At 38.8% G+C, this 13,040-nt stretch carries 12 protein-coding genes; 9 read left to right on the forward strand and 3 right to left on the reverse strand.

The window, feature by feature from the left end:
* Positions 1-78 precede the first annotated feature (78 nt).
* From tolC to I6F40_RS01695, 3 genes are all read left to right on the forward strand, one after another.
* Positions 79-1,434 carry an outer membrane channel protein TolC gene (gene tolC / locus I6F40_RS01685; protein ID WP_166376475.1) on the forward strand — a complete coding sequence of 452 codons (1,356 nt, stop codon included), beginning with the start codon at positions 79-81 and terminating at the stop codon, positions 1,432-1,434.
* Between the two features lie 109 nt (positions 1,435-1,543).
* Complete coding sequence (gene lpxL, locus I6F40_RS01690) at positions 1,544-2,473, forward strand: LpxL/LpxP family Kdo(2)-lipid IV(A) lauroyl/palmitoleoyl acyltransferase (protein WP_166376474.1); 930 nt, start codon at positions 1,544-1,546, stop codon at positions 2,471-2,473.
* A 46-nt stretch (positions 2,474-2,519) separates the two neighbouring features.
* Positions 2,520-3,092 (forward strand): TcpQ domain-containing protein, encoded by a 573-nt coding sequence (locus I6F40_RS01695; protein ID WP_166376473.1) that lies wholly within the window; start codon positions 2,520-2,522, stop codon positions 3,090-3,092.
* A gap of 330 nt (positions 3,093-3,422) precedes the next feature.
* Here I6F40_RS01695 and glnE read toward each other — a convergent pair whose 3' ends face one another.
* On the reverse strand, positions 3,423-6,218 hold the full coding sequence (gene glnE, locus I6F40_RS01700) for a bifunctional [glutamate--ammonia ligase]-adenylyl-L-tyrosine phosphorylase/[glutamate--ammonia-ligase] adenylyltransferase (RefSeq protein ID WP_166376472.1): 2,796 nt from the start codon (positions 6,216-6,218) through the stop codon (positions 3,423-3,425).
* A 77-nt stretch (positions 6,219-6,295) separates the two neighbouring features.
* Between glnE and I6F40_RS01705 the strand changes: the two genes are divergently transcribed.
* From I6F40_RS01705 to ruvX, 6 genes are all read left to right on the forward strand, one after another.
* Positions 6,296-7,189: a DUF350 domain-containing protein gene (locus tag I6F40_RS01705; protein ID WP_166376471.1), complete on the forward strand. Its 894-nt coding sequence runs from the start codon at positions 6,296-6,298 to the stop codon at positions 7,187-7,189.
* A 62-nt stretch (positions 7,190-7,251) separates the two neighbouring features.
* Positions 7,252-7,752, forward strand: coding sequence for a hypothetical protein (locus tag I6F40_RS01710; RefSeq protein ID WP_007585395.1), 501 nt, complete (start codon positions 7,252-7,254; stop codon positions 7,750-7,752).
* A gap of 69 nt (positions 7,753-7,821) precedes the next feature.
* Positions 7,822-8,556: a 16S rRNA (uracil(1498)-N(3))-methyltransferase gene (gene rsmE, locus I6F40_RS01715; RefSeq protein ID WP_166376470.1), complete on the forward strand. Its 735-nt coding sequence runs from the start codon at positions 7,822-7,824 to the stop codon at positions 8,554-8,556.
* Between the two features lie 54 nt (positions 8,557-8,610).
* A complete protein-coding gene (gene gshB / locus I6F40_RS01720; RefSeq protein WP_007585399.1) occupies positions 8,611-9,561 on the forward strand; it encodes a glutathione synthase in 951 nt (316 codons plus the stop codon).
* A 155-nt stretch (positions 9,562-9,716) separates the two neighbouring features.
* Complete coding sequence (locus I6F40_RS01725; protein ID WP_007585401.1) at positions 9,717-10,274, forward strand: YqgE/AlgH family protein; 558 nt, start codon at positions 9,717-9,719, stop codon at positions 10,272-10,274.
* 38 nt (positions 10,275-10,312) lie between these two features.
* Positions 10,313-10,762 (forward strand): Holliday junction resolvase RuvX, encoded by a 450-nt coding sequence (gene ruvX, locus I6F40_RS01730; protein WP_008170791.1) that lies wholly within the window; start codon positions 10,313-10,315, stop codon positions 10,760-10,762.
* 91 nt (positions 10,763-10,853) lie between these two features.
* Here ruvX and I6F40_RS01735 read toward each other — a convergent pair whose 3' ends face one another.
* Positions 10,854-11,990, reverse strand: a complete 1,137-nt coding sequence (locus tag I6F40_RS01735; RefSeq protein WP_010553294.1) for a PilT/PilU family type 4a pilus ATPase — start codon at positions 11,988-11,990, stop codon at positions 10,854-10,856.
* 9 nt (positions 11,991-11,999) lie between these two features.
* Entirely contained in the window at positions 12,000-13,040 is a 1,041-nt protein-coding gene (locus I6F40_RS01740; RefSeq protein WP_007585408.1) for a type IV pilus twitching motility protein PilT, read from the reverse strand.

Here is a 13,040-nt window from a genome sequence, read left to right on the forward strand (position 1 = left end):
CTAATTATTTTTTTTGTTATGGAGTAAAACAGGTTAACATGCTTTTAGTACAAAAATTGTCTAAGGACCGAACCCCACATGAAAAAGAACATTCTTGCGGCGCTAGTTAGTTTATCATGCGCACTAGGTGCAACAGCAGTGAAAGCTGAAGATTTACTACAAGTTTTTGAAATAGCGACAGCTAACGATCCTACTGTTTTAAAAGCAAAAGCCCAAGCCGATGCGCAGTCTTACCAAAGCGATTTGGCGATGAGTGCACTATTACCTCAAATTGGTTTAACTATGGGTTATACAAAAAGCGATGCAACGTCGTACCAAAGCGTTGGCGACTTATCTAACCAAGTAAAAGTTGAAAGTGATACAGACCAATTCTCTCGCGGTGTAAGCTTAAGCCAAACATTATTTGATTTAGGTGCCTGGAATACGTTAGATATTGCCGACAAGCAAGCGCTTCAAGCAAGCGGCCTATACGATGCAGCTAAACAAAACTTAATTGTACGCGTTGCTGAGGGTTATTTTAACGTATTAAGTGCAAGCGATAACCTTGAATTTGTTGAAGCTGAAAAACGTGCAATTGAACGCCAACTTGAGCAAACAAAACAACGTTATGCAGTTGGCCTAACAGCTATTACAGACGTACATGAAGCGCAAGCTCAGTTTGACAACTCAGTAGCTCAAGAAATTATTGCAGGTAATGCTGTAGAAACAGCACGCGAGCAACTTCGTGAGATTACAGGTAAATACCACGAAAAATTAGATTTTTTAAATACAGATACTTTCTCAACAACTAAACCAACTAAGCGCTCAAGCGACTTTGTTAAAATAGCTGAAGATAAAAATATAAACCTGCAAGTGTCTAAAGTAACGGTTGATATTGCAAAAGATCAAATTGAATTAGCAAAAGCGGGTCATTACCCAAAACTAACCCTAAGTGCTAGTTACGGCGATTCTCTTACAGACAATCAAATAAATGGCGCTAACTTTGATGATCAGCCACGTTCAGACTCAAGCTCTGTAGGGCTTAACTTTAGCGTACCTTTATATTCAGGTGGTGCTACAGTTGCTGCAACAAATCAGGCCCGTGCATTTTACGTAGGTGCGAGCCAAGATTATGAAACAAATTATCGTGCAGTAACTCGCACAGTGATTACATCTTATAACCAAGTTGTTTCAGACATTGCTACTTACAAAGCGCTAGAGCAAGCTGTTGTTTCAGCTCAAAGTGCGCTTAAAGCAACTGAAGCTGGTTTTGAAGTAGGTACTCGTACCATTGTTGACGTACTAGTAAGTACGCAAAATTTATACGATGCAAAGCGTAACCTTGCTGATGTACGTTACCGTTATGTGTTATCTACCCTTCGCCTAAAACAAGCTGCTGGTACATTAACAAGTGCAGATCTAGTTGCTATAAACCAAGGTTTAAAAGCCGCTTAAATCGCATAATTCATGTAGTTAAAAACATTGGAAGCCAGCTAAATGCTGGCTTTTTGTATTTTACAGCGCTTAGCGTTAAACTATCGTTTTTATTCTCAGAGATATTTTTGTGGTCACCTCATCTCCTTTTAAAGCATCTTTTTTGGGCCCTCGATACTGGTTAACGTGGATTGGCGTTCTATTTTTATATTTAATTTCTTGGTTACCGCAAAAACTACAATTGGCAATGGGTAAACAGCTTGGTCGCTTAGTTCATAAATTTATGAAGCGCCGTCGCCATATTGCAGAAGTAAATATTAAGCTGTGTTTTCCTGATATGAGCGAAGCAGATCAAAAAGACCTTGTGCTCAAAAATATGGAAAACACCGGTATTGCAATGGTTGAGACTGGCATGGCCTGGTGGTGGCCACAGTGGCGAGCACAAAAAGCATTAGGGTCTTTTAAAGGGCTTGAGCACTTTGAACGCGTACAAGCGTCTGGTAAAGGTGTTTTATTGCTTGTCCCTCATATTCTGCATCTTGAAATGGCTAGCCGTATTATGGGCTTAGAGTGTCAGGGTATTGGCTTTTATCGCCCTCATAACAACCCACTAATGGAATACTTTACGACTAATGGGCGCCTTCGCTCTAACGAATATTTAATCGGTCGAAAAGATGTAAAAGGTTTACTAAAAGCATTAAAAAATAAAAAGGTATGTTATTACTTACCCGATCAAGATTACGGCCGTAACCGCTGTGAATTTGTCCCATTTTACGCAGTACCTGACACTGCAACAACAACAGGTACTCTTATGTTTGCTGGCAGTAAAAACTGCGAAACTATGAGTTTAATCTCGCGCCGTGACGAAAATGGTAAGTACCATTTAGAGGTAGTACCTGAGCTTGAAAACTTCCCAAGTGGTGATGACAAGGCTGATGTAACACGTGTTAATCAACGCGTAGAGCTATGTATAAATGCAGCTCCAGAGCAATACATGTGGCTGCACCGTCGCTTTAAAACTCGACCTGATAAAAATACCCCTTCTTTTTATAAAAAGTAATGGTATATATAGCGTAATAAATAACAAAATAAGAAGAACAACGATTATGTTATCTTGGATTAAACATATAGTAATAGGTGTTGCTTTAATCACTTGCGCTCTTTACTTCATTTTAAATAGTGACTCTGTAGTTAACTTTAAAGACTCTTCAAACGCTGCTGCAAACGGATTATCTAGATTCTATAAATCTATTCGTAGTAAAATAAATGAAGACAAAGAGCATGATAAGTATGTACTTGATTTGAGTAAGCCTGAACAAAGTTTAGATCGCGTTTTAAGTGCAAGAGGACGAACCGTAGATCCGATGTCAGCTAACTGGGTTGGAGAAACAAAGGCAAGACGTTTTGAAAGAGGCTTTACTCTTAAAGAAGTTTTAACTGACTATGCAAAAAAAGAGGACATTATACTTTATTGGTATTTAGATAAAGACTACGTTGTTAAAGATCATTTCAGAATGGATGGAGACTTCATAACTACTTTGTATAAGGTTAGTCGCTCTATAAATAATGATTTCGTAAATGAAGTTTACACCTTTTTTTGTTACAAACAACGTGCTGCTATAATCACTGAATTACCCTCTGAGTTCGTACGTTCTAATTGCATTAGATTAACAATTTAGATAGGAGATCGACCTGTTTAAACATAGAGTATGACCTTATACTCATTCGCTTAATTAAGTGCGCTATTTTGAGGTAAGAAAGCCTTGTCTATGACAAGGCAAAAATTTATTTATTTAGTTGTAATCACTAACTGTCCCTGCATTACTTTGCATCCATGCTGTCGCATATCAGAAATTTTTAACATAGTAAGCATCAAGTTTAATCCTTCAAATTAATTAAATATTACTGCGAATTGATATTATAACTTCAAAAACAAGTTACTTTTATAAAGTTATAAAAATTGATACAACAGCGTTATCTAATAAATAATACAAAAATAAATTTGCGAACTACTTTGGTAAAAATATACTTTTCCAAATAGATTTAACATTGTTAATGTTATTTTCTAGCCCTAAACGCGGTATCAACCGGCCCTGTTGCTCTAAACTAAGCACATGGTAGCGTGAACGATAATCAATATACGCTTTAATCAACTGCTGTTTTTGCTCCTCAGTAATACAGCCTATCTTTGCTGCATCCGTTAGTATTCTTACGTTATCTGAATAAACGGTAAGCTGTTCAAACTCATTAGCGTGTTTAAGCACTAAGTACTGCGTTATAAACTCAATATCAGCCATACCACCAACATCTTGTTTTAAATCAAATTGCTCAATATTTCCCTTCGCTAAATGATCGCGCATTTTTTCGCGCATTTTTATCACATCTGCTTTTAATACGGCATCGTCGCGATGTTGGCAGAGTATATTTTTACGAATTTGTGAAAAACGCTCTATCAGATCATCTTGACCTAAAATCAGACGAGCCCGAACAAGTGCTTGATGCTCCCACGTCCATGCTTGAGTTTGCTGGTAGTGATTAAAGCTCTCTAGATTAATAGCCAGTAAACCCGATGCACCTTCAGGGCGAAGCCGTGTATCGAGCTCATACAAAATGCCTGAAGCAGTACGAGTATTAAATAAATGCATTAAGCGCTGAGCGAGCTTTAAATAAAACTGGCGAGAATCTATCGGTTTTTCACCATTGGTTTGACTTGAGCCATCATGATTATGTACAAACACCAAATCTAAATCTGAGTCGTACCCTACTTCTAAGCCGCCTGTTTTACCATATGCAATAACAGCAAAGCCTTTATTTTCATCATCAGTGCCAGGAGGCATGCCAAAGCGCTTAATGGTGTTATGCCATGCAATATTAACAGCTTGATCCACAACAGCCTCAGCCAAGACCGTTAAGTGATCGCTTACTTTCATTACATCAAGAACACCGGTTGCATCGGCAGCAGCAATTCTTAGTTGATGCGTTTGCTTAAATTGCCTAAGCGACTCCATTTGCAGTTCTAAATCGTCATGCTCTATTCGTAAAAAATACTGTCTTATTTCATCTTTATAAGCCGTTAATGGTGTTGGTTTATAAAGAACAGCCGGGTCTATTAGCTCATCCAGCAATATAGGGTAGCGAGAAATATGCTCGCCTATCCATTTGCTATGACAACACAGTAAAACAAGTTGCTTTAATGCACCTTGGTTTTCGTACAGCAATTCTAAATAAGCAGTACGTGAAATTATCTTATTAAAAATTTGGCAAACCATTGTAAAAGCAGCTGCGCTGGCATTAAAGTCATTTAACTGGCTCAATAAAACAGGCATTAATTTATCAAGGGTTTCACGCCCTCGGTTACCTATGTTGACCTTAGACAGCCTTAATTTAAAATCGTTAAGGGGTGTTTGCCATTCATCTCTAGCCTCTTTTAGAAAGCTCACATCACCATGATCCCAAGCACTAATAAATGCACCTTCACAGGTATCTAGTGGCGCGGTTTCTTCACCAATAACGAGTGCAAACTCACCGTTAACTTGCTTCATTACCTTTTCAATAGTGATTAAAGTGGCGGAGAAATCAGCTTGTTCTAATAATAAATTTAAGCGCTGCTGGTTCAATTCATCATCGGGGAGTGTTTGCGTTTGCTGATCGTCAAATATTTGTAAGTACTGTTCAACTTTTCGCAAATAAAGGTAATTGCGTTTAAGCTCGCTTGCTTCTTGCTCATCTATAACTTGGTTAAGTGCCAGCTCATTTAATGCTTTAAGTAATGATTGAGTTTGTAAATTAGCCTCTCGCCCACCTCGTACCATTTGTAGGGCTTGCACTATAAATTCAACTTCACGAATACCACCAGCGCCTAATTTTATATTATTAGTTAAGCGTTTACGGCGAACCTCCTGTGCAATCATTAACTTCATTTTACGCAAAGATTCAATCACCGAAAAATCAATATACCGGCGATAAACAAACGGCTTTAAAAGCTTAATAAATTCATCCCAATATTTATTAGGCGTGCCAATTAAGCGCCCTTTTAACATCGCGTAGCGTTCCCAGTCGCGACCTTGTTCTTGGTAATAATCTTCAATGGCATTAAAGCTCATAACCAAAGGGCCACTTTCGCCAAACGGGCGTAGGCGCATATCAACCCTAAAGACCTGCCCGTCACTGGTGGCTTGGTTAAGTGATGCAATGAGCTTTTGTGCAACTTTGGTATAAAATACTTGAGCCTCAAGGCTTCTGCGGCCACCTTGGGTTTTTGTACTGCGCGGATATGCAAAAATGAGATCAATATCAGAGGAGTAATTTAGCTCTTGTCCGCCAAGTTTTCCCATCCCTAAAACCATTAACGGCATTGCTTGGTTTTGCTCATCAAGCGGCTCACCATTTACTTTTGCCACCTGTGCATGCGCCCATTGGTTAGCACTATTTATTAGCATGTCAGCCAGTTGGCTTATGTAATTAATACTATCGGCAATGGGATTGTTACAGCATAAATCTAAAAAGGCGACTTTGAGCCAGTACTTTTCACGATATTGGCGAAGTACTTTATGGCACTGCACTTCATCAATGTCAGCTAAGTTAAGGTTTTTAAAAGGAGAATCTATTACTCTATTTTGTATTTCGTCTTTGCATAATAGCCAAGTATTTAAATCAGGTTGTGACTCTAAACTGCGCCAAGCAAAGTCGCTTAATGCTAATAACCTTACAACTTCACTTTGTTTACTTTGCTGCGGGTATAACTGTTCAAAGCGCATCAAGCCAAGTTTTTGTAATTGAATAGGAAGTTGCTTTACGTTACTCATCAATCCTCTCTTTTATATCATCAATAACCGTACTAGAATGATTAAAACCTAGAAAGGTTAACTTAATTAGGATCACCATGTCATATTTGTCTTTATCTAACACTAGTTTTATTGCGATTGCCATTAGTTTTGCGGTTATTTGCATAACTATTTTTTGTTTACGAGTTGTCACTCAAATCAAAGCAAAACAAGCGCTTAAAGATGAGCTAGCACAACACGACAACTTTGCCATGGGTATTAGTTTTGCATCTGAAATATCAGTTGTTATAGCCACTATGGCTTTCTTATTTGACGAAATAAGTATAAGTACCGCACAGTCAAACCCGTTAAAAGTGTTAATTATTATTATTCTTTTATTCACTTTTATAAAAGTGGGTCATTTAATTCACAGAAAATGGATACTCCACAGGTTTAACGAAGAAGCTGCCATACTAAAACAAAATGTATGTGCTGCATTGGTAGATTCAGGCATGTTAATCGCTAACTGTATTATCGCACTTGGCTTGTACACGTGGACGCACACACTGGGATTTAGCAACTTACTTATTGCTTGTGTTAGCTTTTTTACGCTTCAGGGAATGTTTGCACTGGATAGTAAAATACGAGAACACCGTTTTGCAAAAGCAAATCAAGGAGCTTCGCTACAAAGTAACTTTAACCTAGAAAATACATCTATTGGTATAAGGTATGCTGGCAAATCAATCGGTTTAGCATTGGCTGTGTATGCTGGTTTATCTAGCGCAGCATTTCAAAACGGTAAAATGGTAGAAAACATATTTACACTCGTTATGCATTGCGGTGTAATGTGGATACTACTTTACAGCTTAACGTATGTGATAAAAGTTATCTCTTTACCAAATATTGATACGGCTCTTGAAATAGACCATCAAGATAATATTGGGGTAGCATGTATAGAGTTTGCTGTTTTTTGTGCTATAGGCTATTTACTTATTAGCATGTTTTCTCTTTAGACCTTTTTACTAAAATACAGCCATTAAAAGTCTGCATTTAAGTAATAATGGTAATTACTTAAATGCAACAAGGTCCTAGCTCTATGCCACTTGAAATAACGAATTACTTGTTAATTGACATAGACAACGAATTTAGCCGAGCATTTGCCGAATACTATGTAAATAATAATGGTAAAACAAAAGCGAGTACGCTTATTGCCGCAGGCAGTAATACCCGTCAGTTAGTAAAAATGATGTTTGACGAGCTTATTAAAGACTATAGTTATTGCGACCTTGAAAACGAAATAAGCGTTTCTGAATTAATTAACTATCTAAAAGAGCATCACGATTTACACGGAGTCCTTTTTAATAGCACCGATTACTTACTCGCAAGCGATAAACAACGCTTTATTTATAACTCGTTACATGAAGAGCGCTTTTTAATAAGCTTTGATGATACAGGCTACACACTAAGCCTAGTTACCGACGAGACGTTAACGGAACCTTCGCAAAATCACCACGATATAGCGCACACACCACAAGATTTAATAGACCTTGCAGAGCAACTTAATAAAAATAAATAATTGCGCACAGCTCCCAGCTTACTTACCATAGCAGTATATATTTTTACGCTAAGTAATAAGTGACGCCCTATGCGAGTTCCTCATATTTATCAAACATCGAGTATTGCCCTAAACACCCCTGTAACTTTAGATGACGATGCTGCAGGGCATATTGGCAGAGTGCTGCGCATGAAAGTAGGCGAGCATGTATCTATTTTTAATGGCGAAGGCGGCGAATACCTTAGTGAAATAATTGAGGTAACAAAAAAAACAGTCGTCGTAATGCCATTAGAGCTTAATCCTCATGATGTAGAATCCCCGCTTAAAATTCATTTAGGCCAGTGTGTATCCCGTGGTGATAAAATGGATTTTACAATTCAAAAGTCAGTTGAACTGGGCATTACCGAAATCACCCCTATTTTTAGTCAGCGCTGTGGCGTGAAACTAATGGGCGATCGTCTTGAGAAAAAACACCAACAATGGCAAAAAATTGCAATAGCAGCGGCAGAGCAATCTGGGCGTAATTTTGTGCCAATTATTCATCCCCCTGTAGATTTAAAACAATGGCTTGCACAACAAACCAATGCAATTAAGCTCACTCTTCACCCTCGTGCTGAGCACAGCATTAAAACCATTACGGTACCTGAAGATGGCGTACGCTTTTTAGTCGGCCCAGAAGGCGGCTTTACCGACGATGAAATGGCACTAACTAAACAACTAGAATTTGTAGATATTCGCTTAGGCCCGCGCGTTTTACGAACGGAAACAGCCGCTTTAACGGTCTTAAGTGCATTACAACTTCAATTTGGCGATTTAGCTAATTGAAATAACTAAAAGCACCCTCATATAAACAGTAACATTTATAGTAAGGCACAGCGCATGGCAATTAAGTTAGGTATTATTTCAGATCCTATTAGTGGATTTAACATCAAAAAAGACACCGGTTTTGCAATGATGATGCAAGCGCAAGAACGCGGCTACGAAATTTATTATATGGAGATGGATGATTTATCTCTTCGTAAAGGTAAGTCGTACGCTACAGCGTCTAAAGCGCAAGTGTTTAATAATGCAGAAAAATGGTACGAGCTTGAAGAAAAAGCCACTATAGCCCTTGCCGACCTTGATGTTATTTTAATGCGAAAAGATCCTCCTTTTGATACCGAATACATTTACGCGACGTATATTTTAGAGCGTGCAGAACAAGAAGGTACGTTAATAATTAACAAGCCACAAAGCCTACGCGATGCTAACGAAAAGCTATTTACAGCATGGTTTAGCGAACATACGCCAGACACACTTGTTACACGTAGCCAAAAACAAATTCGTGAGTTTTTAGCCGAGCATAAAGACATTATTTTAAAACCCCTTGATGGCATGGGTGGCGCATCTATTTTCCGCCTTAGAGAAGACGATGCCAACATTGGTGTAATTTGTGAAACGCTAACCGAGCACGGCAGCCGCTTTGCTATGGTGCAAAATTACATCCCAGAGATCAAACAAGGCGACAAGCGCGTATTGGTTATTGATGGTGAGGTTATTCCGTATTGTTTAGCGCGAATTCCACAAAATGGTGAAACACGCGGTAATTTAGCTGTTGGCGGTCGAGGCGAAGCGCGTCCACTTAGCGAGTCAGATTTAAAAATAGCGCAAGCGGTTGCACCAACGCTTAAAGAAAAAGGCTTAATATTTGTAGGTTTAGATATTATTGGCGATAAATTAACTGAAATTAATGTTACAGCGCCAACGTGTGTTCGCGAAATTGAAGCTGCATACGATATCTCTATAACAGGTATTTTGTTTGACGCAATTGAAAGAAAGCTAGATAAATAAGCATCTACCTGTCGTTATTAAAAGCACTTTCGTGTCATAGATTTTAATATAGTTGTTAACTATTAATTTTTAAACCGTATGAAAGTGCTTTTTTAGTTTTAAAAACAAAGGTATGTGCCATACTCAAAGTTCATTAACTAAAAAGGGTGAAATCTATGCAGTCATTAGAAAATCATTTTTTAATCGCGATGCCGTCGATGCAAGACCCTTTTTTTAAACGTGCTGTTACCTATATTTGTGAGCACAATGAAGATGGGGCTATGGGCTTGGTAATAAACCAACCTATTGATGTTACTGTTGGCGAACTTTTAGATAAAATAGAAATTGATAACGACAAAACGCAAAACGCAGCAAAAGTAAGTGTGTTTGCAGGCGGACCTGTCAAAACTGATCGTGGTTTCGTTTTGCACTCTCCTCAATCAGGTTATTCAGCAAGCCAAAAGCTCAGTAGCGATATTATGATCACTACCTCAAAAGACGTTTTAGCAAGCTTAACTACCGCACAAGCACCTGAACAATTTATTATTACATTGGGTTATTCAGGATGGGAGCAAGGACAACTCGAACAAGAGTTACTTGATAACAGTTGGTTGATCATAGAAGCCGATCCGAAGATCATTTTTGATACCCCCGTTGAAAAACGATGGGAAAAAGCAGTTTCAATGTTGGGCTTTGATATTAGCCAACTCAGCCCTGAAGCTGGTCACGCATAATAGTAACTTAACCCTTAGCAAACTTAAACAAGATACACATGACAAAAAAATCGCTTAAGCCGCAAGGCGAACGCACTGTAATGGGCTTTGACTTTGGCACCAAAAGTATTGGTATTGCTATTGGGCAAGAGCTAACAGGCAGCGCCTCTAGCCTTAAGGCTGTAAAAGCACAAGATGGCATTCCTAACTGGGACCATATTGCTGTACAAGTAACCGAATGGCAGCCTGACTTAATGGTTGTTGGCTTACCACTAAATATGGATGGAACGTCACAAGAGGTTACCTTTAAAGCAAAAAAGTTTGCCAACAGATTACATAATCATTATGGCATTCCGGTGCAAACACAAGACGAGCGTTTAACGACTGCGGATGCTAAAGCGCGACTTTTTGAAAGTGGTGGCTATAAAAACTTAGGCAAAGGTAACGTAGATAATATGTCTGCGGTTATTATTTTAGAAAGTTTTTTTGAGTCTAGTTACGGTGAATAAGCCCGCTACATAAACAACCCGTTATATAAATAAAAAGCGCCAATTGGCGCTTTTTATTTATATAAAGTATTTATATTCATTACTTTTTAAATCATTGATCGCTATTTTTATCGTCAAGGCCATCAATAGTAACGCCTTGTAAAAAGCCCGCACCTTGCTGTTCGTTATTGCGCAGTTTAATCATTAAGCGTAAATCATTTGGCGAATCAGCATGATGCAGTGCATCAGCGTAATTAATTCGCTGCTGTCTATACAGCTCAAATAATGCTTGGTCAAAGGTTTGCATGCCCATTTCTTTCGATTTAGCCATTGCCTCTTTAATACCACCAATATCACCGTTTTTAATCAGTTCAGCAACCATTGGTGAGTTAAGCAATATTTCAATAGCTGCAACACGGCTTTCACCATCAGCAGTCGGTACTAATTGCTGGGCCACAATTGCACGTAAGTTAAGTGCTAAATCGTACTTAAGCTTATCGTGTTTTTCTTTTGGAACTAAATGCATAATACGGTCAATCGCTTGGTTAGCATTATTAGCATGCAGTGTTGCAACACATAAATGACCTGTTTCGGCAAAGCTTAGTGCGTATTCCATAGTTTCTTGAGAGCGAATTTCACCAATCAAAATTACATCGGGAGCTTGGCGTAATGAGCTTTTAAGTGCTGACTCAAAGCTTTCGGTATCAAGCCCTACTTCGCGTTGAGTAATAATACTTTTGCGATGCTCATGAACAAATTCAATCGGATCTTCAATAGTCAGTATATGACCACGTTGATGTCGGTTTCTGTAGCCAATAAGTGCAGCTAGTGAGGTTGATTTACCAGTACCTGTACCACCAACAAACAATACTAGACCACGCTTAGACATAATTACATCGGTAAGAATAGAAGGTAGACCTAGCTCACTCACATCAGGTATTTGCGTAACAATGCGGCGAATAACCATACCGGCTTTATCGCGTTGCCAAAAAGCAGAAATACGAAAACGCCCTTCGTCGGTGGCAATCGCAAAGTTACATTCTTTCGTTGTATGAAACTCTGCTTTTTGCTTTTCGCTCATTGCAGATTCTACTAACTCAAGCGATTGCTCATCAGTAAGCCTATCGTCACTTAGGGCTGTTAGCTCACCGTTTATTTTTGCGCTTACAGGTAGCTGACTCGATACAAATAAGTCAGAGCCTTTTTTCTCAATCATGATGAGTAAAAAGTCGTTTAAAGATAAAGCCATAATAGTTTCTTACCCGCCAAATTGTGTTTTGTCTTGTGCTTTTTCTTTCGCTGCCGCATTTGTAACAATGCCGTGATTAACTAAATTAGTTAAACATTGATCCATTGTTTGCATGCCCACAGACGCACCGGTTTGAATAGACGAGTACATTTGTGCAATTTTGTCTTCACGAATTAAGTTACGAATAGCAGGTACTGCAATCATAATTTCGTGTGCTGCAACTCGCCCGCCACCAATCTTTTTAAGCAGTGTTTGCGAGATAACAGCACGCAAAGATTCAGATAACATTGAACGTACCATTGATTTTTCTTCACCTGGGAATACATCGATAATACGGTCAATGGTTTTTGGTGCAGATGTTGTATGCAACGTGCCAAACACTAAGTGACCCGTTTCAGCAGCGGTCATTGCAAGACGAATTGTTTCTAAATCACGTAACTCACCGACCAATATTACATCTGGATCTTCACGCAATGCACTACGTAGCGCGTTTGAAAAGCTATGAGTATCGCGATGTACCTCACGTTGATTAATAAGGCTTAATTTATTATCGTGAACAAACTCGATTGGATCTTCTATTGTTAGAATATGGTGATGTTTATTTTGATTTATATAATCGACCATAGCGGCAAGTGTTGTTGATTTACCAGAGCCCGTTGGGCCCGTCACTAACACGAGTCCACGTGGGGTATCGGAGATTGTTTTAAAAATATCTGGCGCACCTAAATCATCAAGCGTTAACACTTCACTTGGTATGGTACGAAATACCGCAGCAGGCCCGCGATTAGAGTTAAACGCATTCACACGAAAACGTGCTAAATTAGGCACTTCAAACGAAAAATCCACTTCGAGATTTTGTTCATAGTCCTTGCGTTGATTATCGTTCATAATATCGTAAACCAGACTGTTTACGTCTTTGTCTGCAAGGGCTGGTATATTAATGCGGCGAACATCACCGTCTACGCGTATCATAGGTGAAACACCCGACGATAAATGTAAATCGGATGCTTTGTGTTGCACACTAAACGCTAATAATTCGGTAATATCCAT

This window comes from Pseudoalteromonas sp. SWXJ133, assembly GCF_015864365.1.
Lineage (GTDB): Bacteria > Pseudomonadota > Gammaproteobacteria > Enterobacterales > Alteromonadaceae > Pseudoalteromonas > Pseudoalteromonas arctica.

Coding starts and splice junctions, on each gene's coding strand:
- tolC (WP_166376475.1), top strand. CDS start 79: ATGAAAAAGAACATTCTTGCGGCGCTAGTTAGTTTATCATGCGCACTA.
- I6F40_RS01695 (WP_166376473.1), top strand. CDS start 2,520: ATGTTATCTTGGATTAAACATATAGTAATAGGTGTTGCTTTAATCACT.
- glnE (WP_166376472.1), bottom strand. CDS start 6,218: ATGAGTAACGTAAAGCAACTTCCTATTCAATTACAAAAACTTGGCTTG.
- I6F40_RS01705 (WP_166376471.1), top strand. CDS start 6,296: ATGTCATATTTGTCTTTATCTAACACTAGTTTTATTGCGATTGCCATT.
- I6F40_RS01710 (WP_007585395.1), top strand. CDS start 7,252: ATGCAACAAGGTCCTAGCTCTATGCCACTTGAAATAACGAATTACTTG.
- rsmE (WP_166376470.1), top strand. CDS start 7,822: ATGCGAGTTCCTCATATTTATCAAACATCGAGTATTGCCCTAAACACC.
- gshB (WP_007585399.1), top strand. CDS start 8,611: ATGGCAATTAAGTTAGGTATTATTTCAGATCCTATTAGTGGATTTAAC.
- I6F40_RS01725 (WP_007585401.1), top strand. CDS start 9,717: ATGCAGTCATTAGAAAATCATTTTTTAATCGCGATGCCGTCGATGCAA.
- ruvX (WP_008170791.1), top strand. CDS start 10,313: ATGACAAAAAAATCGCTTAAGCCGCAAGGCGAACGCACTGTAATGGGC.
- I6F40_RS01735 (WP_010553294.1), bottom strand. CDS start 11,990: ATGGCTTTATCTTTAAACGACTTTTTACTCATCATGATTGAGAAAAAA.
- I6F40_RS01740 (WP_007585408.1), bottom strand. CDS start 13,040: ATGGATATTACCGAATTATTAGCGTTTAGTGTGCAACACAAAGCATCC.